This is a genomic window from Phyllobacterium sp. LjRoot231 (assembly GCF_964253365.1).
In the GTDB taxonomy this organism is placed as follows: domain Bacteria; phylum Pseudomonadota; class Alphaproteobacteria; order Rhizobiales; family Rhizobiaceae; genus Phyllobacterium.
Genome location: NZ_CAXUQT020000001.1, coordinates 1,609,981 through 1,632,567 on the forward strand (window position 1 = coordinate 1,609,981; position 22,587 = coordinate 1,632,567).

33 protein-coding genes are annotated in these 22,587 nt (G+C 57.2%); 7 read left to right on the top strand and 26 right to left on the bottom strand.

Annotated elements, in window-relative coordinates:
* Positions 1–22 precede the first annotated feature (22 nt).
* The 25 genes from ACSQ3H_RS07825 to ACSQ3H_RS07945 all read right to left on the bottom strand — a co-directional run bounded on the left by ACSQ3H_RS07825 (position 23) and on the right by ACSQ3H_RS07945 (position 17,864).
* Entirely contained in the window at positions 23–448 is a 426-nt protein-coding gene (locus tag ACSQ3H_RS07825; RefSeq protein ID WP_436116522.1) for a GNAT family N-acetyltransferase, read from the bottom strand.
* Positions 445–705, bottom strand: a complete 261-nt coding sequence (locus tag ACSQ3H_RS07830) for a hypothetical protein (protein WP_436116523.1) — start codon at positions 703–705, stop codon at positions 445–447. The genes ACSQ3H_RS07825 and ACSQ3H_RS07830 overlap by 4 nt, the downstream gene beginning before the upstream one ends.
* An 8-nt stretch (positions 706–713) precedes the next feature.
* Entirely contained in the window at positions 714–2,459 is a 1,746-nt protein-coding gene (locus ACSQ3H_RS07835) for a hypothetical protein (protein ID WP_436116524.1), read from the bottom strand.
* Between the two features lie 11 nt (positions 2,460–2,470).
* Positions 2,471–2,743: a hypothetical protein gene (locus tag ACSQ3H_RS07840; RefSeq protein WP_436116525.1), complete on the bottom strand. Its 273-nt coding sequence runs from the start codon at positions 2,741–2,743 to the stop codon at positions 2,471–2,473.
* Between the two features lie 9 nt (positions 2,744–2,752).
* Positions 2,753–3,955, bottom strand: coding sequence for a hypothetical protein (locus tag ACSQ3H_RS07845; protein WP_436116526.1), 1,203 nt, complete (start codon positions 3,953–3,955; stop codon positions 2,753–2,755).
* Positions 3,955–4,236 carry a phage fiber-tail adaptor protein gene (locus tag ACSQ3H_RS07850; RefSeq protein ID WP_436116527.1) on the bottom strand — a complete coding sequence of 94 codons (282 nt, stop codon included), beginning with the start codon at positions 4,234–4,236 and terminating at the stop codon, positions 3,955–3,957. The genes ACSQ3H_RS07845 and ACSQ3H_RS07850 overlap by 1 nt, the downstream gene beginning before the upstream one ends.
* Positions 4,233–4,391, bottom strand: coding sequence for a hypothetical protein (locus ACSQ3H_RS07855; RefSeq protein ID WP_436116528.1), 159 nt, complete (start codon positions 4,389–4,391; stop codon positions 4,233–4,235). Before ACSQ3H_RS07855 ends, ACSQ3H_RS07850 begins: the two co-directional genes overlap by 4 nt.
* An 11-nt stretch (positions 4,392–4,402) precedes the next feature.
* Positions 4,403–5,029 carry a hypothetical protein gene (locus ACSQ3H_RS07860; RefSeq protein ID WP_436116529.1) on the bottom strand — a complete coding sequence of 209 codons (627 nt, stop codon included), beginning with the start codon at positions 5,027–5,029 and terminating at the stop codon, positions 4,403–4,405.
* On the bottom strand, positions 5,029–5,736 hold the full coding sequence (locus ACSQ3H_RS07865) for a phage adaptor protein (RefSeq protein ID WP_436116530.1): 708 nt from the start codon (positions 5,734–5,736) through the stop codon (positions 5,029–5,031). Before ACSQ3H_RS07865 ends, ACSQ3H_RS07860 begins: the two co-directional genes overlap by 1 nt.
* A 2-nt stretch (positions 5,737–5,738) precedes the next feature.
* Positions 5,739–6,341 (bottom strand): hypothetical protein, encoded by a 603-nt coding sequence (locus ACSQ3H_RS07870; protein ID WP_436116531.1) that lies wholly within the window; start codon positions 6,339–6,341, stop codon positions 5,739–5,741.
* Between the two features lie 90 nt (positions 6,342–6,431).
* Positions 6,432–6,890, bottom strand: coding sequence for a hypothetical protein (locus ACSQ3H_RS07875; RefSeq protein ID WP_436116532.1), 459 nt, complete (start codon positions 6,888–6,890; stop codon positions 6,432–6,434).
* An 84-nt stretch (positions 6,891–6,974) separates the two neighbouring features.
* A complete protein-coding gene (locus ACSQ3H_RS07880) occupies positions 6,975–8,075 on the bottom strand; it encodes a N4-gp56 family major capsid protein (protein ID WP_436116533.1) in 1,101 nt (366 codons plus the stop codon).
* A gap of 145 nt (positions 8,076–8,220) precedes the next feature.
* Positions 8,221–8,463, bottom strand: coding sequence for a hypothetical protein (locus ACSQ3H_RS07885; RefSeq protein WP_436116534.1), 243 nt, complete (start codon positions 8,461–8,463; stop codon positions 8,221–8,223).
* A 23-nt stretch (positions 8,464–8,486) separates the two neighbouring features.
* On the bottom strand, positions 8,487–9,455 hold the full coding sequence (locus ACSQ3H_RS07890) for a hypothetical protein (RefSeq protein ID WP_436116535.1): 969 nt from the start codon (positions 9,453–9,455) through the stop codon (positions 8,487–8,489).
* Positions 9,456–9,480: 25 nt separating this feature from the next.
* The gene (locus ACSQ3H_RS07895) at positions 9,481–11,805 is read right to left on the bottom strand and encodes a hypothetical protein (protein ID WP_436116536.1); all 2,325 of its coding nucleotides are present in this window, start codon (positions 11,803–11,805) and stop codon (positions 9,481–9,483) included.
* Entirely contained in the window at positions 11,798–12,229 is a 432-nt protein-coding gene (locus ACSQ3H_RS07900; protein ID WP_436116537.1) for a hypothetical protein, read from the bottom strand. The genes ACSQ3H_RS07895 and ACSQ3H_RS07900 overlap by 8 nt, the downstream gene beginning before the upstream one ends.
* Positions 12,226–12,693 (bottom strand): hypothetical protein, encoded by a 468-nt coding sequence (locus ACSQ3H_RS07905; RefSeq protein WP_436116538.1) that lies wholly within the window; start codon positions 12,691–12,693, stop codon positions 12,226–12,228. Before ACSQ3H_RS07905 ends, ACSQ3H_RS07900 begins: the two co-directional genes overlap by 4 nt.
* Positions 12,690–14,234: a hypothetical protein gene (locus ACSQ3H_RS07910; protein WP_436116539.1), complete on the bottom strand. Its 1,545-nt coding sequence runs from the start codon at positions 14,232–14,234 to the stop codon at positions 12,690–12,692. Before ACSQ3H_RS07910 ends, ACSQ3H_RS07905 begins: the two co-directional genes overlap by 4 nt.
* Positions 14,235–14,469: 235 nt before the next feature.
* Entirely contained in the window at positions 14,470–15,057 is a 588-nt protein-coding gene (locus ACSQ3H_RS07915) for a terminase small subunit (protein ID WP_436116540.1), read from the bottom strand.
* Complete coding sequence (locus ACSQ3H_RS07920; RefSeq protein WP_436116541.1) at positions 15,054–15,428, bottom strand: hypothetical protein; 375 nt, start codon at positions 15,426–15,428, stop codon at positions 15,054–15,056. Before ACSQ3H_RS07920 ends, ACSQ3H_RS07915 begins: the two co-directional genes overlap by 4 nt.
* Positions 15,428–15,697 carry a DUF2312 domain-containing protein gene (locus ACSQ3H_RS07925; protein WP_436119382.1) on the bottom strand — a complete coding sequence of 90 codons (270 nt, stop codon included), beginning with the start codon at positions 15,695–15,697 and terminating at the stop codon, positions 15,428–15,430. Before ACSQ3H_RS07925 ends, ACSQ3H_RS07920 begins: the two co-directional genes overlap by 1 nt.
* 122 nt (positions 15,698–15,819) lie before the next feature.
* On the bottom strand, positions 15,820–16,119 hold the full coding sequence (locus ACSQ3H_RS07930) for a hypothetical protein (RefSeq protein WP_436116542.1): 300 nt from the start codon (positions 16,117–16,119) through the stop codon (positions 15,820–15,822).
* A gap of 42 nt (positions 16,120–16,161) precedes the next feature.
* Positions 16,162–17,046, bottom strand: coding sequence for a hypothetical protein (locus ACSQ3H_RS07935; protein ID WP_436116543.1), 885 nt, complete (start codon positions 17,044–17,046; stop codon positions 16,162–16,164).
* Positions 17,043–17,486 carry a hypothetical protein gene (locus ACSQ3H_RS07940; protein ID WP_436116544.1) on the bottom strand — a complete coding sequence of 148 codons (444 nt, stop codon included), beginning with the start codon at positions 17,484–17,486 and terminating at the stop codon, positions 17,043–17,045. Before ACSQ3H_RS07940 ends, ACSQ3H_RS07935 begins: the two co-directional genes overlap by 4 nt.
* Before the next feature lie 126 nt (positions 17,487–17,612).
* A complete protein-coding gene (locus ACSQ3H_RS07945) occupies positions 17,613–17,864 on the bottom strand; it encodes a hypothetical protein (RefSeq protein WP_436116545.1) in 252 nt (83 codons plus the stop codon).
* Between the two features lie 118 nt (positions 17,865–17,982).
* On the opposite strand from ACSQ3H_RS07945, the gene ACSQ3H_RS07950 reads away from it, so the two are divergent.
* Positions 17,983–18,282 carry a helix-turn-helix domain-containing protein gene (locus ACSQ3H_RS07950; protein WP_436116546.1) on the top strand — a complete coding sequence of 100 codons (300 nt, stop codon included), beginning with the start codon at positions 17,983–17,985 and terminating at the stop codon, positions 18,280–18,282.
* On the opposite strand, the gene ACSQ3H_RS07955 is transcribed toward ACSQ3H_RS07950, so the two are convergent.
* The gene (locus ACSQ3H_RS07955) at positions 18,279–18,554 is read right to left on the bottom strand and encodes a hypothetical protein (protein ID WP_436116547.1); all 276 of its coding nucleotides are present in this window, start codon (positions 18,552–18,554) and stop codon (positions 18,279–18,281) included. The genes ACSQ3H_RS07950 and ACSQ3H_RS07955 overlap by 4 nt on opposite strands.
* Positions 18,555–18,950: 396 nt before the next feature.
* On the opposite strand from ACSQ3H_RS07955, the gene ACSQ3H_RS07960 reads away from it, so the two are divergent.
* From ACSQ3H_RS07960 to ACSQ3H_RS07985, 6 genes are all read left to right on the top strand, one after another.
* Positions 18,951–19,292: a hypothetical protein gene (locus tag ACSQ3H_RS07960; RefSeq protein ID WP_436116548.1), complete on the top strand. Its 342-nt coding sequence runs from the start codon at positions 18,951–18,953 to the stop codon at positions 19,290–19,292.
* Between the two features lie 104 nt (positions 19,293–19,396).
* Entirely contained in the window at positions 19,397–19,585 is a 189-nt protein-coding gene (locus tag ACSQ3H_RS07965; RefSeq protein WP_436116549.1) for a hypothetical protein, read from the top strand.
* Positions 19,586–19,639: 54 nt separating this feature from the next.
* Positions 19,640–19,957 carry a hypothetical protein gene (locus ACSQ3H_RS07970; RefSeq protein ID WP_436116550.1) on the top strand — a complete coding sequence of 106 codons (318 nt, stop codon included), beginning with the start codon at positions 19,640–19,642 and terminating at the stop codon, positions 19,955–19,957.
* Entirely contained in the window at positions 19,954–20,259 is a 306-nt protein-coding gene (locus ACSQ3H_RS07975; RefSeq protein ID WP_436116551.1) for a hypothetical protein, read from the top strand. The genes ACSQ3H_RS07970 and ACSQ3H_RS07975 overlap by 4 nt, the downstream gene beginning before the upstream one ends.
* A 3-nt stretch (positions 20,260–20,262) precedes the next feature.
* A complete protein-coding gene (locus ACSQ3H_RS07980) occupies positions 20,263–20,895 on the top strand; it encodes an MT-A70 family methyltransferase (protein WP_436116552.1) in 633 nt (210 codons plus the stop codon).
* On the top strand, positions 20,892–22,523 hold the full coding sequence (locus ACSQ3H_RS07985; RefSeq protein WP_436116553.1) for a ParB/RepB/Spo0J family partition protein: 1,632 nt from the start codon (positions 20,892–20,894) through the stop codon (positions 22,521–22,523). Before ACSQ3H_RS07980 ends, ACSQ3H_RS07985 begins: the two co-directional genes overlap by 4 nt.
* Positions 22,524–22,587 lie beyond the last annotated feature (64 nt).

Below are 22,587 nucleotides of genomic sequence, written 5' to 3' on the forward strand. Positions count from 1 at the left end.
AGGTTTTATAACGCGGACGCGGTCAAAATGCCAGTGGCAACCATCGACAGTCACGGCGAAGTAGACCGAACATTATCAGATCCTCGCCTTTGGTACCGCCCTGTCGCATTACACCCTCTTGTACGAAGCCACCGAAGCCCTTGATAAAGCGTAGCGAAGGCTCGTTGTCCGCTGAAATCAAAGCAGTAATGCGCTTAAAACCGCACTGGGTGAACGGGAAAGCACACACCCGGGTTGCCAACTCCCGATTGAACCAGCGCCGCTTGCCGTTGGTGACGACATGGATCAGGCAATCCGATGAACCGAAGGTGTCGAATATCACTGCACCGACAATTTCGCCGTCGCGCTCGCACCCCAGCGCATAAGCGTCGTTGCGAAATCGCATGTCGCCCATGGTTTCTTCCGCCCAGGCAATGAAACGGGCATCCTCCCCGTAAACGATATTCACGGTAGGAGCTTCAGGTTGATCGCGGCCGACACGGCCAACAATGCCTTGTGGATGGCCAGCAAATCAGTCACCAGCGCATCATGCTCTACCTTGGTTGGCGCGGCACCAGCTGCACTGGCTGATTTCAGCTTGGGGGCATAGTCCAGGATCGCTTGCAAATCCTGAATGCGGAGGGCGGAGCGCTTGCGATCGCCGCTGCGAGAGCCGTCAAGCACCTCGATCTTCTCTTTGAGTCGGTCGGACGAAGGATCAGCCATGTTGTACCCTACTGTACCTCGATAATATCGCTTACGGTCTTGCCCATGACGATCTGGGTAATGTCGATATCGCCCGAAACGTCGATCTCCCAGCTGCGGGCTGTAAACCCGTCAGGGAGGCGACATACTTGGTTCGTCCGGAATATCTGCGCCACTTTCACGCCATCTGCGAACACGCCGACGTTGATCACACCAACGAGAGTGGGAGCAATCGCGAGGATATCACCGTTCAAAGGCACCTCATTCAAGACGATGGAGTTCATGTCGCCCATGATGGAGCCCGCCGCGATCAACGCAGCGTTCGCCGCTTCGACTGCCGCGATTTGAGCGTTTAGATTGGCAGTTTCTTCTCCGGTCAGATTTTCGGTCGCATCTACAATGATGGCGCCGAAATTCTCTGGATAGGACAGCACGAAGATTTTTGAGCGCCAGTACATTTTCTCGCGCAGGCCGTCTGGAGAGTCGAAGCGATGAACGGCAGTGCTGGCTTTAACGAGAAAGTTCAACGCGCCGGTTTCTATCTCGAAAAACACTGCATTGGCTTGCGTGTCCGATCGGATCAGAAACGGAGTGCCAGCGATATCAATGAAGATCGCACCCTGCTGCGGAACACCGTCCACGTCCACGGTGTCATAGAACGCGACGTACCGACCATAGATTTGTCCTGAAACGAATGTGCTGGGCGAAAGCGCACGCCATCCGTCCGGACTGAAAAGCTGTGTCGTGACCAAGCCGATTGAACTATCGGCGCGCACAGCGACAAGCCCCTCATTCGAAGGATACGCGATGGCAAAGCCGAGATCCGCGATGCCGCGGGCATTGATGCAGGGCAGGTTTTGCTCAAGCTTGGTCTGCTGCATGGAATCGGGGTGCGATCCTGTCAGAAAGTACGGATTGCCCGTCGTGGCCACGACCAGCGACGATCCGATCGCACCAAGCCCGATAACCGGGAAATCCACTGTTATGACGTAGATTTCCGGCCATGCGTGTGGCTGGTATGGCTGACAGAAGTACACCTTGCGGCCCACGAATGCGGCCATGATACCGTTTGGCATCGCTGTAAGGCCCGTAAGATCATCCGGCGGCGCGTTGTAGTTCGCGGACGGCAATTGCTCCTGAAAACCATCGACGGCGATGGCGTCGACATAGTTGGTGGCAACAGCTGCGGTTTCATCGATCAGATAGAAGTACGTGCCGCTCTGTCCGCTCTGCGAACGGTAGATGCGGCGCTTCGTGATATTTCGTCCTGCAGGCGGAGCAACGAAACCGGAAAGCGTCATGGTCTGACCGGGACGCCAATCAACCGGTGTGCTCGCTGGCGACGGTTCTGATTCCTCGCCAAAGCCTGTCACGTAGGTGTAGACGTATGTCCGAGTGACGATATCGGCGGTGCTGGTCAGCGTGACAGTCGCCGTCAGCTTCACGGCCGGGAACGGAACTGCCAGCGGATACTCGGTACCGGCGATCGACACCTTTGGCACGCCGTCGCCGGTATAATATAGGCGATCGTCCGCGACGGGACCGGGAACGGCGTCGACAACGGTTTCCCACTCACGCCAGACGCCGAGGTGCTTGTAGATCGTCTTGGCAGTGGAGCTTATGAGTGTCGCAACCTGCACTGACTTGCGCGTCGGCGTCAGACCGCCATCGTCCAGGCGAGTGTTTACGGCGGATTGCGCCGCTGTAGCCGGTAGCAGCCTCGGGATGATGCGCGGCTGTTCACCTGTGAACGCGTTGAGCTTGATTGCGGGCATTGCGGCTCCCGTTACGGTGCTTCAGATGGCGGGACATATTCGGCGATCGGTCCGAACTCGTCGTTGATCGCTCTCGCGAATATTTCAGGGCAATGCAGGGTAATGTCCTCTGCCATGGCCGTGTATGGCGAAGTGCCTAAACGGGGGTCTGTAAACGCCACGGTGCAGTTGAGCATGGTATGCTCTGCATCAAACCAATGGAGATCAGTCACGTCTGTGTAGGGGTAATAGACCCCGATGAGGTGACCGTTTAGTGCGACTTGCTGGTCTATGGTTAGCGTCATTGAACGTCCTTAAGCGAATCGGAGGAATAGCGTTGTACGTCCAGCGCCGGCAGTGCCGCTGAAATCACCCATCGCCCGGTACGATCCTGCGCCCATGCTGCTGCCTCCAGTGGTTATGAGGCCAGCAGGGACCAGTGTTGTACCAGCCGTCCCTGCGCCGATAACACCAGCAGCGCTGCATTTGGCGAAAACGTAACTACCAACCGCACCAGCGCCTTGTGCGGCTACAGTCGGCATGATGTTTGCGATCGCGGCATTCATGTAAGCGTTGCCGCGCGCTTCAATCTGGGCGTTGATCGCAGTAATAGCGCTGGCACTGCCCCAAGGAGCCCAAACCGAGCCGGTAATGTCGCCATTCGTCTGCATACTCGCCAGCCCGTTACCGGCATAGACGATGCCAGCGGACACAATATCGGTGTTGCCCTGGATGCGCCCGCCAGCTGTCATCGTGGTACCGGAGGAAATCGAAGTCGTGGCTGCAATCGACGTGCCTGCGACGATGCTGGCCGATACGTTCAGCCCTGTCGTATTGAATCGGCCTACGCGGGTAGCTCCAGCATAGAAGTCATGTGTTGCGGAGGAATTGTGGTTTAGCGTCCCGCTGGTGACGTTGAAACCAAAAGCCGCTCCGTACAGAGCAAGATGCTTCGATAGGTCGTTGGCGGTGGTCGCAACCACGGAACCGAAGCCAAGACCGCCAGCCATCGTGTCGCCGGCCTTCTTCACGAAAAGCAGCCCAAGCCAAGCCACTAAATTGGCCCATGTCATGGTGAAAAGTGTTGCGACACCTGCCAGAACGCCCGCGATCAGGTCGCCATCGTCAGGCGGATCAAGTGCCGGTCCTGCCGCGTTGATCTGCTCGCCGATGTTGCGGGTTTGCGATGCTAACAGTTTAGCGTCGTCACCCACCTGCGCGAAGGAAGCCGTTGAACCGCTAGTCAGCCTGAGATCGACGCGAGACCCAGCGTTGAATGCTCTGGCCGTCGTACCTTCCTGCGCACGCGTGATGGTGAAAACAGCGCCAGCGCGCCCAGTGACGCGCACAATCTCGATAGCGCCAGTGTTGGGAATGATGGTGGCTGGAAACCAGTCGCCAGCGGACAATACCGGGAACTTGTCAGCGTCGATCGACGTGACGGTAAGCGTCGTCGCTCCGGACGTGATGTTAGCGGCTAGGAGCGTGGTCGCGTTGTTCGCAAGTTTCATAGCCATTAGCTGCAATCCTTTATGCGCAGGCGAAAGCAGGCTTCCTTGGTCCGGCCTTCCTGCGTGGTAATCACAACCGTGACCGTGCCGTTTTCACCAGTGGCGCCGCCGCTGACCCAAACCTTCACGGAGCTTGTGGTGAATTCGTTCCTGTCGATCAGAGCGGTCGTGGATGCGATGCTGGTGACGACAGACGCGATTACATCGCTCGCGGGCAACCAGCGGTCATAGTGGATATCGTAATCGAGCACGTCATCCGGCGACTTCTCCAACTGCACCGAACTCATGGCGTCTCCTTAGCGATATTGTTTTCGAGCGGGATATCCGGCTGCACCCAGATTGCCCGGCGTTGCTCGGGAACTGAGCGCGACCGATTCTCAACCAACATGAACATGTCGCGCCGTGAAGCTGGGACCGGAACGATATCGAATGATCCAGACATGTCCGCGCTCCCTAAAAGTACCTGCCAGTGACGCGGAGCCGTGAGCGCTGCTGACCCTTCGCAGCGTTGAGCGCGATGGTGTCCAACTCGGTTTTGAATTCGCTGAGCAGCGCGAGGCCAAGCTGCGGATTAGCGAAATCCTTGTTCGGCGTGGTCAGAACGCGGCCGCTCGCACCTTTGGCGATGGTTGCCCCATACTGTTCAAGCAGGAAATCCGGCAGTGACTCAGCCGTCCGCGATGGAAAGAGCACCAGGCGCAATTTCAGCAGGCCCGTCATTTTCGGCACCACGGTCACAGTGTTCGGGGTGAGCTGGGTGACATATTTGGCTGACGCGATATCGGTAAGGTCGTTCCAACCTTTGATGTTTGTGTCGAGCCATGCCAGCGTTTGCGCCTCGAGCGGACTTCCGTCGAGTGTCGCGCTCTCGATCGAGAAGATACTGGCGCTCTGGTTTGTGTTGGTCCCTTCGCTTTCCGGCGAAGTCACCTGAAACTCATCCCACTCACGCCACATCTTGCCGCGCTGGCAAACTTCTTTCGCGGCTTCGCGGATCCAGCGATACGCAAGAGGCTCCGGACAGCTGGGAGCGTTCGTCAGCACGTCGGGCAGGAACTCCTCGATATCGATCATCGCCATTATGCGGCCTTCCGAGTGTTGGGGCTGGTCGCGCCCTCGACTTGGATCTTGAGGCCAACAGCCGACGCAAACTGCTGATAGTGAGCAGCTGATCGACCTGGGCCTTGCCCCAAGTCATCCTTGGAAAAGCAGCGGAACAACACATAGTCGAGAATCGGCACTGAATAGGGCTCGGGCAGGCCGATATCGACGTCATATGATGCAATATCGGTGACCACTCCGGTAGCAACCAACTCGGTCGGCAGGAACGAGAACACAGCCTCAACCCAGCCCGTGCCATCGTTACCGGGATAGACGTAGAATTCTAGCGGTGTCGCCTCATCATAGACGTACTGTCGGACTTCCTTCTTCGGAAGTGTCCGCGTCGCGTCGTGCCAGTTTGGGTCTTGAGCGTCGAGCAACACCCTCGATGTAGCAGTGATGATGCGCGTTCCCTGACGGCTGGTTGAGCCATCCTTCAAATTGCGAACAAGCCGGGTGAGGGCCAGTGGCGTCGCACCTTCCTGTGTCGTCGCCGGCAGATACTGGAGCGTGCCGGCCTTCATCTGGACTGCAGTGCTCGTAGACGATGCGGACGGCTTTGCGAGCACGATCGCCCGCACAGCCTCATTGATCCAGCGCGTAATTTCAGGCAGCGTCCAGCGAACGTTATCCCTGTCATTGAGGATAATATTCGCCAGTTCCATGATCTTGCGGCCGGTGGTCATGCTTACTTGCCTTTGCGGCGACGCGTGGAGCGGCGCGTTGCGGCTTTCTCAGCCAACTGAGCCCGAACCACGACAGGATCGGCAGGAGGCGGCGCTAGATCGGCTGGCGGCGTCAAGGCGGCGTCGCCTGCCGGTAATGCCTGGCCGATTGCTGCCTGACCAAGACCAAACGTGCCGGTCGGCAGTGCGGGAGACGCTACAACTGGCGCTACAACTGGCGCAGGCAGTGCGCCGCCAGCTGGTACAGGCGGAATTGGAGCTGATGGCGCATAAGGAGCCATCCGCATGCGAGGCACGGGAGCAGCTGGTGGCGCAGGCGGAGATGGTGGCGTAATGACTGCCGCCGGTGGCACGTTCACGGGTTCAGCCGGTGGCACGATCACAGCAGCAACAGGCGGCTCGATCTGGACGACTTCAGCTTCCGTCTCTTCCGGTGCTGGATCAGCCTCGACTTGCTGAAAATGAACAACCGACAGAAAGCATTCAATGTGCTTGGGGTTGTAGACTTCACTGACGAAGCGACCGTATTTGTCGCGCTCGAAGTGGTACATGGTGCCTGCAACAGGCGTTTCGGTGGGTCCGGCTTTGCATTCGATCAAGGGCATCGTTGCCTCCGTTTGGTTGGTTGGGAAAACGGCGGCGGATCACATGAACCCGCCGCCGCCACTCACATCGCTTCGCAGCTCGCCCCAGCTCTACGCAACGACGGTGAGAGTAAGGCCGATCGTGCCTGCAACAGGCGTTGCGGCAACGGTCTTGATCTTGATGCCAATCGAACGTTCGGTTGCCGAGGTGGGCACACGATAGGCAGAGGCCAGCGTGGGGCGTGCAACGCCGCCAGCCTGCGGCAGTGTCGAGGCCGCGAAGAACTCGGCTCCGATTGTGCGCGCTGGATCGGTGGAGCCGAAATCGCCACTCATGATACCAACGTCGATGGTGATCGCGGGTGCGCCGCCGGTGTCGAGATCGTCGCTGTCCATAACCAGTTCGACTGAACGGCAACCCGGGGGTATCGGCAGCATTTCAAGGATATCGTTCGCAGCGACGTTGGCAGGGACAACGATGCTGTGACGCTGAGTGACGGCCTGACCGGCATAGCCGGGATAGGCGATAGGCAGGGTGCCTTTAGCGGCATTGCTCTGTAGGATGGTCATTTGTCAGTTCTCCAAAACTTGTTCGATCGGAGTGAAATTCACAAAGGAAGATCGCCGCGGCGGTTGCCACGGCGATCAAGCCGACTAGGCGTTCGGATCGACTGCGGCTGTGTCGATCGCGCAGACGCCGAAATCCTTGTTGTTGAAGCGTGTCTTCTTCACGCCGATGATCAAACCGGCTGAAATGACAGGTTCGTTGCCGTGATCCTGCATCTCTTCGGTCCAAGAGAAGCGCAGCCCGCTGGACGAACCGTAGGCCACGACACCAGCCTGTCGGCCGAGGAAGAGGGCACGTGCGGCTTTAACGTTGGAGCCTGCGCCATAGTCCGAGAAACGGATAACGCTCTCATGGCTGTGCAAGACAACATTATTGATCATTCCGAGCCCACCCTTGAAGATCGGATTGGCCTTTCCTTCAGCGGTAGCAGCGGCTTTTTGGATGTCCAGCCAACCAGTCGTGTCGGCGGTGCGCAGGTCGTGTTCTTGGAACGGCGACATGAGCGCGACGTAGTGGGCTTCACCGTTGATCATGACCGGCAGCATGTTCGCTGTGGTCGGATCGGTGGAGCGCATCATGCGAGCCTTCACCGAAGCCTTTTCGATGACGACGCGGGTCAGCTTGTCCGTAGCGTCAACACTGGCCTTGCTGGTGGCGTCGCCGCCGTAAACAAGGTGCGTGGTGTCCGGCGCCTGGAGCGGATTACCAGCGTGGCCGACGTAAGTGACTTCTTCAGTGAAGTCCTCGTTGATGCCGCGCGAGCCCGAAAGGTAGATAAAGTTCATTTCGTCGATGTATTTCGACCAATAATCAGAGAGCCGGTCTTTGCCGATTTTCCGAATGTTGTGAACCGTACGCTTACGGCTCATCTTGCCGCCGGCGGATACACCGTGGCGGAGCTGGTCGATCATCACCTGATCGGAATAGAACTTGAGACTTTCTTCCTTGCCCTGCAGGCGCTGGTCGCCAGAGGTAGGCTTCTGACGCAGCTGCACAGACAGATCGTAGTCGATCGTGTCGCCAGCATCCGATTCCAGATCGGTCAAACGCTGAATGACAGCATTGTCTTCCGTGGAAACGAACTTGCGGTCGAAGTAGGATTTCTTTGTGGTGTCGAGGAAAAGCGAACCAGACCACTTCTTCTGGGCTTTTGCGTCGCCGAATGCGATGGTCGTAGGACCGGCCATGACGTGTCTCCTAATAGAGTTGGGAGCACGTCATGCGCAATGGGTATGTGATACAGGGAAAACCGCCACAACGCAACGGGATAGGATCGTCGGATTTGGTTGCACGTCAGTCTGTGCAACCAAATCCGAAAAAGCGGTCGCTATGTCACCCAGCTGCTGCTTGCAGCCTATCGTCTTGCGCCGGGCGTGGCATATCGACAACCTTGCGCTCGCCCGTGATACCCACGGTGAAGCGCTTCGGGATTATGCCATCAGCAAGCAGGTGGATGCCCTGGATCGCCGTCGCAAAGACAAGCCGGACATTGCGTCCGGATTTCTCCTCGACCTTGATCACTGCGTATTCACCAAGCTGGACGGCTTGTCCGATGCGGACAGTGAGTGACAGCATGTAGGTTCCCCTTTCGTAGGCCGCTAACCAGCGGCCAGATAGCGTGCGTGTTGTTCTTCGGTGAGTTTTGCCAATGCGTCCTCGAATGAGGTGTCGTTACGTTCCTGCAATCGGTCGAGGTAAGCGAACTCACTGTTGTCGACTGTGTCGCTAATGTCGGATGCTGGAACATTGGCAAGGCTCGGCGGCAGATCCCGCCGTGCACCAGCTGGTGGCTTCGGTGCAGGCTTGGCTGGGTCTTCCGGTGGCAATCCCATTGCCGCTCGCATGGAAGCCACCGCAGCCTTGTGAGCACGCGGCAGGATCGACGGGTCAAAGGGATTCAGCGATTCGGCCTGTATCAGCCGAACCTGATTATCAAGCTCTGCCCACATAGCAGCGCTGGCTCGAAACTGTGGATTGGCATCGAAGTACGCCGGTACGATATTTTCCGACCAGTTCGTGACGACATCCTTGGAGTTGTCGATAATCCGTTCAAGCCGTCGGACTTCCTTTTCCAGCGGGCGCTTCTGTGCTGTAAGCTCCGCTGCTGATATCTCCGCGTCGTCGAAGAGTTTGTCGGCCGCGTCGATCTGCGCTTGAAGCTCCGAGACCTTCTTTTCGTTGACTTCAGGGGGCTCGTACTTAGGGGTGAAAGCAGACGGGCCTACTGGTTCCGCGTACGGAACTGACGGGTCCGTACCTTCAACCACCACTGGCGCAGCAGCAGCTGCGGCAGCGGCAGCTGCGGCCGGATCAGGTACAACAACTGGAGCAGGCTTGCCATCAGCCCCAGCGTCACCAGCAGCAGCGGCCACCACGGGAGCGGGCTTGAGCGGATCAACGCCCAGACCACTAGTATCTGCACCAGCGGCAACAGTACCAGCGTCGCCACCAGCATTAAGTTCATCGTTCTCTTCATCGTCGCCATTGTCGATATCCTCAAGCATTCCCTCGCGTTCCTCTGGGGACAGCAATTCGAGCTCTTCTTCTGAAAATTTGGGCGTAGGCATGGGGTAGTTCCTTTCGGGCTGGGGACTATGCCGGCACTAGACCGGGTTGCTGGGAAAGATCGGCCTGCATGGGCTGTTGAGCCTGCGCGGGAGCCTGTGGTGGCAGACCGGGGGCTAACCCGGGTTGCTGCGATGGTTGGCCGGGCTGCGGTGCGCCTGGCTGCGCCTGCGGGGGCGGTAGCTGTTGCTGCGGCGGTGCGACTTGCCCGTCGATCATGGGCTTGCCGACGAAACCGGCCTCGTTGAGGATGTGGTCGGCGATCGGCGCTATCTGCGGTGCCTGGGCGGTCTGCAATGCAGCCGTCAAAGCCTTCACCAGCGCATCGATGTTAGTTCCGGTAGTCTGCGCTGTGATTTGTTCGGTCTGAGCGTTCAACCTCAGTGTGTCGGCTTCAGTCTTGGCGACGTCGGCCAACGCCTTCTTCAGCGCCGCCATCACACCAGCTTCCTGCAACTGCTGTTGCTTCTGCGCGGCCTCTGCCTTTGCCTGCTCTTCAGGCGTCATCTCGTTGCCGGCATCTGGATCACGCTGGCCCGTCATGCCGCGAATCCGCTTCACGATCTCTTCGCGGTTCGGCAAGTCCATGTTCTCGACAATGAGGTCGAGCATGACCAGCGTCACCTCTGGCGGGAACTTCTGCATAGTGAGCATGAGCGCATCAACGGCCGCTTCACGCTGCGTTGCGTGCCAATCCTCTTCGGATATGATGAAATCAGCCTTCGAACGAACGATATCGTTCTCTGGCTCTCCATCGTTCACCTTGATGAACTGCGCCGTACCGCGCGAGTTGGTTATGCGGAAGGCTTTCTTTTCCTCCATAAACTGCTCAACGAGGGACAACTGTTTTTCCCCCTGGACTTGGGACGCAAAGAGCAGATTGTCGAAGTATTTGGCAGAGGCCATAGAGCCCTGATCCTGCCTGCGCTTGATAGCGATACCGGAAGAGGCGTTCGTTGTGCGTCCCATGGACTCATCAGTGACGCCAGACGCCTGTTGTACCATGGCGATGGATCGCGACATGAGTTCGAGCTGGTGTTGCGACAGGTCTCGATCGACGTTGAGTTCAAGGCGCTTGTTTGCATTAACGACAAGCACACCGTCTGGCCGGGCAACCTCTTCAATGTACTCGTCGAGATCATCGACAGCGCCCTTTTCCATGATGGTCTTGTTCGTGGAAAGGATGTGCAGCGCCTTGGAGGCGCGCTTGTTGATGTCCTCCTGAATATCTTTCAGTCGGCGGATCATACCGTAAGGCAAGCCGTCGCGACCGCGACGGTAGGCCCAGATCGGCGTGAACGGGAATTTGTTGTGCCGGTAAGGAGATGGGCTGTGCCACAACAGACCCAATTCCGTGAAGATGATAACGTGCATGCGCATCGTTGATTGGGTGACGATCTCGGCTTCCCCGCTTTCCACCGATTCGCGATGGCCTACGGAACGAGCATCGTAAACTTCGCCACCGAACATGCCGCCTTTCAATCGATCGGTCCCGCATGGGCGTTTGATCCAGCCCTCAATGACCCTCACTCGCTTACGCTGATATCCGCCGGTGACGCTGTCGCTTCGGGTGGATTGGCCGTTGCGCTCAAGCGTCATTTCCTGCTGATCCATGGCTTCGTCGCCAAACTGATCAAGCCCGATGAATTCGTTGTCGTAAGCCGCTGATCGATTGAGTAGGTCTATGCGCTCCTTGAACATGTCATGCGAAACGTCCAGATCGAGCCATTTGGAACGGAAGATAAACCGCGCATCAGTTAGGTCGAGTTCAGTCGCGGCGCTATCCCACAGCATGTTGCGCCAGCTCTCATATCGGCTGTAGATCAATTCGAGTTCGCTGTTGTGAGTTGCGCCGTCCTCAAGCCAGCCAATGCCCACCTTGACCGCATCCTCAAAAGCTCGCGAGCGGTGAAATGGCGTGCGGTTTACGTCTGACAGGTATTTCATCAGGGCTGTCTTGCGTTCCGCCGGCTTGCTGTCTTCTTCGCGCCTGGGCAGGATTTTGTAATCAGTGCGCGTCTTCTTCTCGGTGCCTGTTATCCAGTCCACGCTCGCCGATATGACGTTGTAGACCAGCGGCAGCTGACCGCGATCGCGCAACGTCTGCGCGTCCTCCTCTTTCCACTGGATGTTGTCGTAGAAGTCTTCCTCGACGGCTTGCTCGATGCGGTTATCGTGCTGCCGATCGATCTCTCTCAAGTAAATGTCCAGAAGCTGGTGGTGGAGTTCCACCATCTCGGGTGCGTCGAGCTTACTATCAGTGATAGCGGGCTCGCTCGCCTTGTCGGCCGGGATAGGGCTGTCGTATGCCTTTTTGCGGACTGAACCATCCGTGGCCTGAAGATCAAACATCGTCGCGGATCTCTACTTCTCTGGTTTTGCCTGTCCGCTGATCGGTGACGAGGATCTCGGCAACGACTTCAGACTGAGGCGCTGTGTAGGGAGGGATGTGGAGAAGATCGCCAAGGTGATCGTGGATGATCGACGCGATGCGAATGAAATTCCGCTGATCGTGCTCGTTGAGCCGCAATGCCTGGATGAACCCAGCGGCCATTTGCGCAGCCTGGCGCGGATCACCGATTGCCTCGGACCAAATCCAAGCCTTATCGGAGGTCATGACGCAGGGAATGCAGTGCTCGTTGTTTTCGTCGCCGGTGCGGATGAGGATCAAGCAGGGGCGGTGACGGCCCTCAATGGAAATCCACGAACCGATGACGAATATGTCGCCATGGGTGTGCGTGAAGTGGCGCAGCGACAAGTCGATCGCGCGGGTCATTGAGCGATACTCCTCGTTTGGGGCGAGGAATCTGCATCGATGCTCAGTATCTTGATTTCACCTCCGGTGTAAACATCATATTCACGGGCGATCCGAATGGCCTGCGCTGGCGAAGCACCCATAGCCATCGCGCCCATGGCTATCTTTGCGCCGGTTCCTATCGCGAGGAACGGCGCATCCACGATTGCGAGCTGTGATCCACCCGTCCAAAGCAGCAATTTCAAATCTGGCGTAACTACGATGCCATCTGCTTCCATCTGGGAAGGAGGATGGTCCAGCGCATCGCCATTGAAGGCTTCGAGCCAGGCTAGAAATTCAAGCGTCTTCTCCAATCGACCGCACGCGCCACCAATGGCACCATTCTTTGCGCGAACGATCTTCGACACAGATCCCCACGCCAATGCGTCACCACTCAACATGCTGTCCGAGGCGAGCACGCCGTCTCGATATGCGATGGTTGTCATGCAGCCATTCCACTTCTGTTTCTTCGTTTGGGGGTTGTTGCTCCGCCGCCCATTAGCGACGTGAGTTCGTGCGCGATCTGCGCCTTCTGGCGGATGGCGTCCGTCGCGTGGTCGTGGCCGTTCGACTGCACACCTTCGCTCCAGATACCCATGGTCTGGTTCCAAACCTTGGAATAGCCGTCCAAATGCCTAATGCCGGGCGCACAGCGCACCTCGTCGATGCGGTAGTTCGCCATGTCCTGACGCAACAGATCGATGCCAGTGGTCAGGTGCGCGATACGTGGCACGATGTGGAGATTGCGCAGACCGAGATCGTGGAGAATGTCTTGAGGCGTCTTGATGTTCTCGGCGCCATCGATCTTGGTGTTGCCGTCATGGGGCAGGAAGTGAGCGCCCCAGACGTAACCATCCTCGCTCTGCTTCTTGAACATCTCCTTGACGACGGTATTGTAGGGCTCGCCGCTGGCCTCGATGTAATCAACGAAGTTATCCCACGGGCCCACGCGCTGGTGAAACCACACGACCTTGTTGTCGCGTAGATCCCAGAAGGTGTTAACTGGATAGTCCATCGAGATCGGCAGACGACAGATGCGGCCCTGCCGGCGGGCAAATGCCATCTGCTCGGACAGCCAGAGACCTTTGGTCGACACCGTGAACGCTTCCTTGAGCGTTGACGGATACTGCCGCCACATCTTCTCGTTGGAGCCGCCGAACGTGTTGTTGCGGGTTGCCACGTACCAGGCGCGCTTGCGTTCGCTGATCTCCCTGCCAATCTCGCCTTCGAGACGGTAGAAGTAGGCATTGTCTTCTGTGGAAATGACCACATTTCCGGGGTCAGTCTCGTATTCGTCGGCATCCCACCACGACGCGAAATGCAGGCGGTAATCCATGGGCGATAGCTTGCGGCCGGTCAGTAGTGTCGCCTCGGCGGTGCGCACCATGTCGGAGAATATTCCGAACGGGCTTTCCACCGTCGACTCGATGACGATCACGCCGCGCTGATCCACAGAAGGTAGCGCGCCCTCTTGAATCTCGTCCGCATGGATCGGGTTCTTGGCGCAAATCTGGCCATACTCTGACACATGCAGGTATTGCAGCGTAGTACCGCGCGCTGAGGTGGCGACGACGATGCTCGAACCCATCTTCCATTCGAGCTTGTGCTGGTTGTCGTACTTCAGCGGGAACATGTCGCGCACGATTTCAGGCAGGCGATCCCATGCGAATTTGATCTTCTTCGAGAAAATCTGAATGGCAGTGGTGTCATCCTGGGCGATGACGGCAGCTGACGTGTTCGGCGTGAATATGCAGGCGTCGAGCATCATGATCTGCACCACTGTGCTAAACCCGCGCTGGCGTGCCTTTGGGATGACGTTGCGAAACCAGATGTTGTCGAGAAACCGTTGCTGTTCGGGCCATGGCACGAACTTGACCTCTTTGCCGTCCTTGTCGGACACCCAATAGAGGTTATGCAGACGCCAGTGAGGATCTGCGAGGCACTCAATCAGCTCTGCTGGTGTGAGATGCGAGATATCAGTGGTCATAAGCCCACCGCCCGCTCAATTGCCTGCTTCTTCAGCACCTGCCACATCGCGTCCGGGTACTTGGACGAATAGTCAGGGTCAGTGCGCCACTTCTTGACGCGCCTTCGCCAGATGCGGCGCACGAATGGCGTGGTGGCGCTCCAATGCGCAGCGCAGATCCACTCAGCAAAGCCTTCCTTGTTGGCGTGGGTGCGCCGGCAGAAGGGGACACAGCATGGTATTCGCTCTACCGTGCTCAATCTTCCACCGGCCTAATGCTGTTACCGATGATCTGCTTCATCAGCTCCTGAAGCGGATCGGTGACGTCGTGAACAACCTTGTCTTTGAACGCCTGCACTTTCGTGTGCCGGCCGATTAGCTCTTTGCGCTTCAGCCGATCGGAGATCTTGATCTTCTTCGCAAAACCGATGCTGACGCGGTCTTTGCCCTTGCCCTCGAATATCTCCTCGATCTCGATTCCTTGCACCAGGCCGCGTCGCCAGACCATCGGCCAATCGCGCATAGGCAACAGATTGCCATCGTCGTCATAGATGTCAGCAATGTCTGCGCGGTTCTCTTCCAGCAGCTCGCGCAACAGCGTGTCGGAGTCGTATTTCACCTCGGCAAGCTGGGCTTTGCACCCCTTCTCGATCAACGCCGCGACGTTAGCATTAGTTAGCATCCGCGAAGCCGTCACTTTGGCGCAGCTGCGGCTGTAACCAGCGCGTAGTGCAGCCTGCGTTGCATTCAGGTCTTTGAGATATTCAGCAGCGAACAACTTCTGCTTTTCCGACAGCGGACGATGCGCAACTGCAGTCTGTGTTTTGCGCTTTTTCTTCGTCATGCTGCGATAGCTCCCAGCATCGGCTCTATGGACATGCGATAGAAGTTTTGACGTTCGCGGATTACGGTCATGCCAAGCGGGCGAAACACCATGCGAAACCGCCAGATGTGCTTTCGAACTATGATGCTCGCGGTGTCGGGCCCACCGTCTATGTCGTCGGCGTACAGGGCGTCGACCAACTCGTCGGTCGTGAGGCTGATCCTGTTGGCAGCGGCGACGGTCATCACTAACGCCAGGCGGAATTGCTGGGGGGACATAAAAAACGAGTTGCCACCTCGCCAGATCGTTTGCTCAAGCACGGCAAACTCAATGCGATCGGCGGCATCGTGCCGCCGATTGTGCCGTCTGGTGATTGCAACGGACACTGCCATTACACCATCCCCAGGCTGTTCATGTAGAGTTCGAGGATGGCTTCCTCTTCCTTGCGCTCGTTGGCGTCCTTTTTGCGCAGGCGGACAATGACGCGGATTATCTTCGTGTCGTAGCCGCGCCCCTTGGCCTCCCCGAAAATCTCCTTTATGTCCTCGTTTAGCGTGCCCTTCTCTTCCTCAAGCCGCTCGATGCGCTCGATGAACTGACGCAATTCCGCCGCGGCGACGGCTTCTACGCGTTCCTCGCCGGTTTCCCCGGCGCTGAACATCTCTGTGACGCCACGCTGCGCCAGTGGCACCTCGCCACCTTCTGGACGCGCTGGAGCCACTCGCACGTTGATTGCGAGTGGCTTCACAGGTGGAGCGTTGTACGGGTCGTACGTCGCGTCGCTCACTCGATGGCGCTTTCGATGCGGTTGAAGAGGTCATCGATCTCTGAGTACTGGTTGTTGGCGTCCTGAGCGGCAGACTCGAGAGCTAGGAGCCGCCCGGTGGGTGGCAACGCCTTGACGTTATCTTTGCTACCTTCGGCGCCGCCCGAATGGCCTGCCCCGATCAGCCTCTCGACTAGCGCGGCTAGGCGATTGCGCACGTTCCGCATATGGCCATGTTCATCAATCGAAAATTCGATCGGGGAGTTTGGGCGGGGTGCATCTGCCTTGGCACTGACGGTGGCGTTGAGACTTCTCATCGTGGTTTTCCTTCTGGGTTAAGGGCTGGGTTAAGGGTGGGGTTAACCAGTCATGTCGAGCAGATCGCCCATCGGCACGTAGCCTGCCGGCCATCGCGTCTTGACGCTCACACACCGATTTTCGCGGGCAATTGTTTCGACGGCGGGTCCATTGCGATTACGCATGTCCTGCATCCATGGCTCCCACTCGGGACGATCTGGAGTGATCAGGAATGCGCCGTGATTGTTGATCGCCGGGGCTCCGGCCATCTCTCGAAAGCTTTTTTGCTTGAGGTAGGAGATCATCCGGTAGGGCTCAGAACGAAGCACCAGCATCGTCCGATATGCCTCGGCGAACCTGATCGCCAACCGCTGGTCTTTCTGCCGAAGTTTGTCGAACAGTGACTCGGCCATGAGCCGATTGTCCGGTCGTTCCCGGTGTGGCCATGCCTCCCAGAGATCGAGAAACCTTGGGGTGTCTGCTGTTCGTTCCGGGGGTAGGGGGGAAGATTGAGTATTTGTTTTATTATTAGTTCTTATTATGCGTCCGTGTTCTCCGGTAACCGGAAAATCAGGAAGTGGCTCGGCCACTTCCGTGTTTTCAGTAAGTGGCGCATCCACTTCCGTGTTTTCAGGAAGTGGCAGCTTTTCCACAACCGCATTGTCGTAAACGATGTAATTATGAGAGGCGTACGTGTTCGCCGCAGTGCGCTTTGTCTCGATCACGATGTAGCCAGCGGCCTTCAACTCAGCCAGCAGCTTGTATGCCTGGTCGCGTCCAATGCCGCCCGAGGTGCGTATGTCTTCGATGCGCACTTGCCAGTTGTTCGGCTTGGCGAGCAGATAGACCAGCAGGCCGCGCGCCGAGAACGACAGGCGGTTGTCCTCCGCAACGGCGTTTGGAATGATGGCGAAATTGTCCGATCGCTGGCGCGTGATGATCGTCATCCGACCTCTTCCGGCTCTTTGAGCCATTGTGCGGACGGTCGGCGCTTCACACGTCGGATGTGTTCCTTCGACTCCTGTTTGATTTCACGGCGGGTCTTGACCAAGAGCTTGCGCCGCTTGAAGCGGTTGCGTTTCGGTTCCGCGACAGTGACAACTACGCCGGTAAGAGGCGTGATAGCGACACGGAAGTCGCGTGTGCTCACGCCGGTCATGCCTACCATGCAGGCGGCTATGACGGCAGGGCAGAGGATGATTGCCTTGATGTCATCCATGCTCATGGAGACGGCATCGCAATGCGCCTGCGCAACCAGCTTGAACGACATGCCTTCAGGCGTTTTGACCACGACGCCCATAATCCGTTGGATGTATCGGGTAACGGCATGGAACGTGACGCGGAACTTGTGTTCGGGTGGCGCTACGCGTACCGGTGCTTGAACCATCGGTTCTCCCCCCTCCAGTCGCGGTGAATAAATCCCTCCACCGTGAGCTGCGCGCTACCGTCCACCACGTACTCGATGTCGTCGCGCTTTCCGGGGTCAGCCGAATCAGCCTGGCTTCGCTCGCGATCAGTGGGCGACGTCATCTGCGTCCCCCCATTCGCCCTCGACCACGCCCCAGAGTGATTTGGGGGCACTGCAATTGCGTTTCTGAACGCCGCTGATCATGAAATTATACAGGCGCGCGGGCATTAGATTACGAATGCGCCACTGCGATACTGTTTGGGATGTGTTAACGCCCGTGGCTCGCTGCACGACAGTATTGCCGCCGAGAACGTCGATCACTGCCCCAACAGTTGTCAGATTATTTGGTTCGGACACGATGCCCCGCTGGTAGAGAGTAACCCTCGGTGCGGGACGTTAATAAACAAAAAGTTTAAAATCAACTATAAACTAATGATTTATATCATTCGTGCCGGAATTGTAACATATTGTTTAAATGTCTGAGTACGAGCCCGATACGAGTAGAGAAGCCATTGCCAGTCGCTTGATTGCGCTACGCAAAGCGAAGGGATGGAGCGCCACATTTATGGCGGCGGCTATCGGTGCATCACCGCAGCGCTGGTACACTTATGAAAACGGGCGGAGCGTGCCACCAGCACCCGACCTGGCGAAGATCAGGCAGCTCACTGGAGCCACCTCAGATTTCATCCTGTTCGGCGACCCGAGAAACATGCCTTACGAGCTGATGCAACTCATCGGCGAGCAAAGCACAGGCAGCAATAAGCGACAGGCCTAGTCGCTGCCTTCTACGGTCTTGCCCTCGATCTGCTCGCGCAGAAATTTGAGTACATTCTGCTGATTCCCGACGCTTGGGATCTCGTCGTGTTCACTGAGCACGATGTGCGGCTTCATCATGACCTTCTGATCCAGATAGGTTTCGAAAAGCTCACGCATGTACTTCAGTACAATGAACGCATCGTCCGGATCGTCCGGCAGCTGACCAGACAGCTGCATGGCAAGCATGCGCAATCGCTGGTGTTTTGATTTATCCTCTGCCCGGTCGCCCACATACGTTCCTCTGTCGAATCATCAACAACAATCTCTCATCATTTGTTCAAATGGTAATTAAACTTTTTGTTTAATGATAGATTGCACATTAAACATTTTGTTGATAACCTCCAACACAGTTAACGCCGCTGCTTCGCTCATGCGGTCTGTCCGAGGGGATTTGGGGAATGGTGTTCCATTATAACGATAATCGCGCCGTCACGAGAAATTGTCCATCAAAAGACAAAGTTTGTCGGACGGGCGCAGCGCCGGGCAGATGCGCACTCGGTGCGCTGGTAGCGGGTTTTCTCATATCCATAGTCCTTGTTTCCATCCTCCCCGATGGAATGCAGCAGTGCGAACAAACGCACAGCTTCGACACGTGTCACGCCACGCTCAATCGATAGGAGACTGGAAATGTTTCAGGTGACCACCCGCCAGACCAACGTTGTGATCAGATCGGGAAACGTCGGCCGGATCAGCGATGCGCTTACATCAAACTGTGTATGGAATTATGACGTGCCCCCAATCGACATTAGTGGCAATTTCGTGGCTGACAAGTCTCTGGCTAATGAATTTTGCGTGCTTCTGAACATGTGCGACGCACAATCCCGGCTGGATTACCTTGAAGGGCGTTGTTTCCGCCCGAGCATGTGCCCCACAGACCATCAATCAATTGATTTAGTTCTCCCCGTCCTGATGCGCTGGTGGCAGGATATCTTTTACGCCGCCTACGACATCACGCCGTATCCCAGATAGTCCGGTTCCCCCTCCACCGGACTATGGCCCGGCAGGATAGGAAACCTCCTCCCTCCTGCGTACCTGTCGGGCCTATTTTTTCACCTCAACCATGGAGCAACAAAATGGCACTCAGCGAAAAGCAGATGGAACACCCGAAGTATTGGGAGTTTGAGCTTACCGCGCGGCGCGGGTTGCGCAAAATCCTCAGCGATAACGGCCTTACAGAAGAGAATATCAAGGATCATCACGAAACGCAGGCCGGTCGCCTCGTCGATGACATGGTGGCTTTCCTGCTCCGCGTCAGCAAGTGACGGTTTGATCTCCAGCCCCGCGCGGGCTGGTTTCCCAACTGCCAGTGAGACACCATGACCGAGGCAACATTCCCGACTGCAGACGAGATCGCCAAGGCGATCGTTGCCGCATGCAAATGCACGGGTGAAAACCCGCTGATGGCGTTCGCTCCGGAAACTCTGCGCGCGCGCCACTACGCGCTTGATGCGCTGACCGCTGTCTTTCCCGAGGCACGCAAAATCGGTCTGTCCAAATGTCTCGGATACAAGACACCGAAAGCGGGAACCACCCACGTCTACATTTCGAAGAGAACGCCCTGGTGGCGCGAAGAATTCACCGACGAAGTTGTCGGCGTCTTAGTTGCTGAACAATACGGAGAACAAGCCCAATGACTTTTTTCGCAAAAACCACGAAGCGAACTGCAATGGTGCAGCCTGAATTCGTGGGGGTAGCCTACATCAAGGAATGTGAGACGACGCTCGCGCGTGAAGACGTGCAGCGCCTGAAAATCAATCTGGAGGAAGCCGATCGCGAAGTTGCCGGCGTCGTCAGCAAGCTCGCGCGGGTACGAGCGTACGAGCGCGATCTGTTGGTTGACGAAAAGGTCATGACCGAGAAGCGGGACGGACTAGCCCGCATCTACAAGGTCAAGGTGCGCGCTCTGTTCGACCTCGAACAGGATGGCGGTTTCTAACTGATGTTCTTGCCACTTCCCCCAGGACCGTTTGATCTGATCATTGCTGATCCAAATCACAAGTTCAAAGCCTATTCCGACAAAGGTTTAGGCCGGGCACCGGAACGTCATTACGTGACGGCTCCGCTTGCAGCGATTTGCAACATTCCTGTGCGGGAAGTGGCCGCTAAGAACTGTCATCTGATGCTCTGGATGACCGGACCGCACCTTGTTCGGGGCGACCACGTTCACATCATGAAGGCATGGGGCTTCGAGCCGTCCTCCATGGCTTTTGTCTGGGTCAAGCCGAAGAAGGGCTCTGCCAGCGAAATGCGCCCCCTTGGTGCGATCAGCATCGACGACTTTGTGATGGGCATGGGGCACACCACGCGTCAGAACGCGGAATACGTCATCCTTGGCCGTCGCGGCAGGCCGCGCCGTCACAGCAAATCAATTCACCAGCTCATCGTTGAACCACGCCGCGAGCATAGCCGGAAGCCGGAAGGCTTTTACAACGCTGCGCAAGAGTACGCCGGGCGCGGCAAAGCAGTGCTGGAAATGTTCACACGCACCCAGCGTCCCGGTTTCGTGGCGTGGGGCGATCAAATCGACAAATTCAATCACGCGGGGACACCGCTCAAAAGGATAGCGACATGACGTTGCAGACTGATTCCGTAACCATCGCTCTCAATGACCTTCATTTCGGGCATGAAGCTACGCCGCCGATCAACGCGCGTCTTTCCGATCGCGATAGCGAGATCAAGGAGTTCGCCGGGTCGATCGAGGGGCACGGCCTGATCCACCCGCTACTGGTGAAAAAGATCGATGGTGAATATTTCGTCGCTGACGGCAATCGCCGCCTGGCTGCGCTTAATCATCTTGCCAGTTTGGGCTCTATCGATGCTCACATGCAGGTCAAATGCGAGTTGGACGAAAGCGGCAGCGATGCCGCCGAGTTGTCGCTTGCCGCCAACATCATGCGCAAGGATCTTCATCCGGCAGATATGTACGTAGCGTTCAAAGAACTCTCCCAGCGCGACCTGGACGAAGTGCAGATCGCCAATCGCTTCGGTGTAGAGCCTGTCCGCGTCCGGAAATTCTTAGCGCTCGGGAATATCGCTCCAGTGATCCTCGACGCTTGGCGCAACGATGAACTTGGCCGCGATGCCATCCCCATTATCCGCGCGTTCACCATGGGCAAGACTCAGGAAGATCAGGTCCGCGTGTTCGATGATCTGAAACAGTCTGACAGCCTGAATTCATACCAAGTCGGCAAGGCATTCGGTGCTGGCGATCAAGCCACACAGAAGAACTTGAGGATCTGCGGCATAGAAGCTTACCAAGCAGCCGGCGGCGCGATAGTGGTCGACCTGTTTGGGGAAAGCCACGCCGTTGCGGATCCACAACTTGCACAGCAACTCGCGGACCAATCACTGATCGACAAGCAGGAGGCTTTGATTGCGAACGGGTGGTCTTGGGCAAGCTTCACTGATGCCATGGGCTACAACTGGCGCTACATGGACAAGATCACGCCTAAGAAGGGTGTGTTCACGACCGAGCAGAAGGCTACCGCTGGCTGCGCGATTGAAGTTCAGTTCAATGGCGATGTGGTGATCCACGAAGGCATAGTGATGCCTGCCAAGTCAAAGGCAACCAGCGTCACCAGCGCATCGAGCGATGAACCAGCGCAACCAGCGATGATATCGGCTGCATTGATGGAACGCCTTTCGGTGCAGGCAACGGAGGCGATGCGAGACGCGATCGTTCTCGATCCGCGGATCGGGTTGATTGCCTTGCTTGCAGCTCACATGACCAACGATTACAGCACGAAGCCAGTGAAGGCTTCCCATGAGGGTTGGGCCAAATCCCGCGAGCGTGGCGAAATCAGTTTCACCAGCGCATTCGAGCTTCTATGCAACAAGTCGGACGAAGGGCTGTTCGAGGTTGCCGCCGAAATTGCAGCGGCCGCACTCGATATCGTCAGCCAAAATCCACACAGCATGCCATTCAAAGACGGTAATGGCGTTCTCGCTGCGGAGCTGGACGCAGGCAACACTTACGTCGCGCTGCGCGGTCGCATGGACTATGAGGACTATTTCAAGTCGGTGCCCAAGGCGTTCGTGATGAAGGCCATCGTGGAAGCACTCAACGAGGATGAGGCGCGCAAGGTCGCATCGTTGAAGAAGCCGGATCTTGCCGCGTTCGCCCTGGCGAATGTTCCGCCTACCGGCTGGCTCCCCGTCGAGCTGCGCACCGTTCACTACTCCGGACCAGGTGCAGAATGACCGCATTGGGGGTGCAACTATTCGTAATCGTGTTCACTTGCTGGGCGTACCCGAAGTCGCTCGG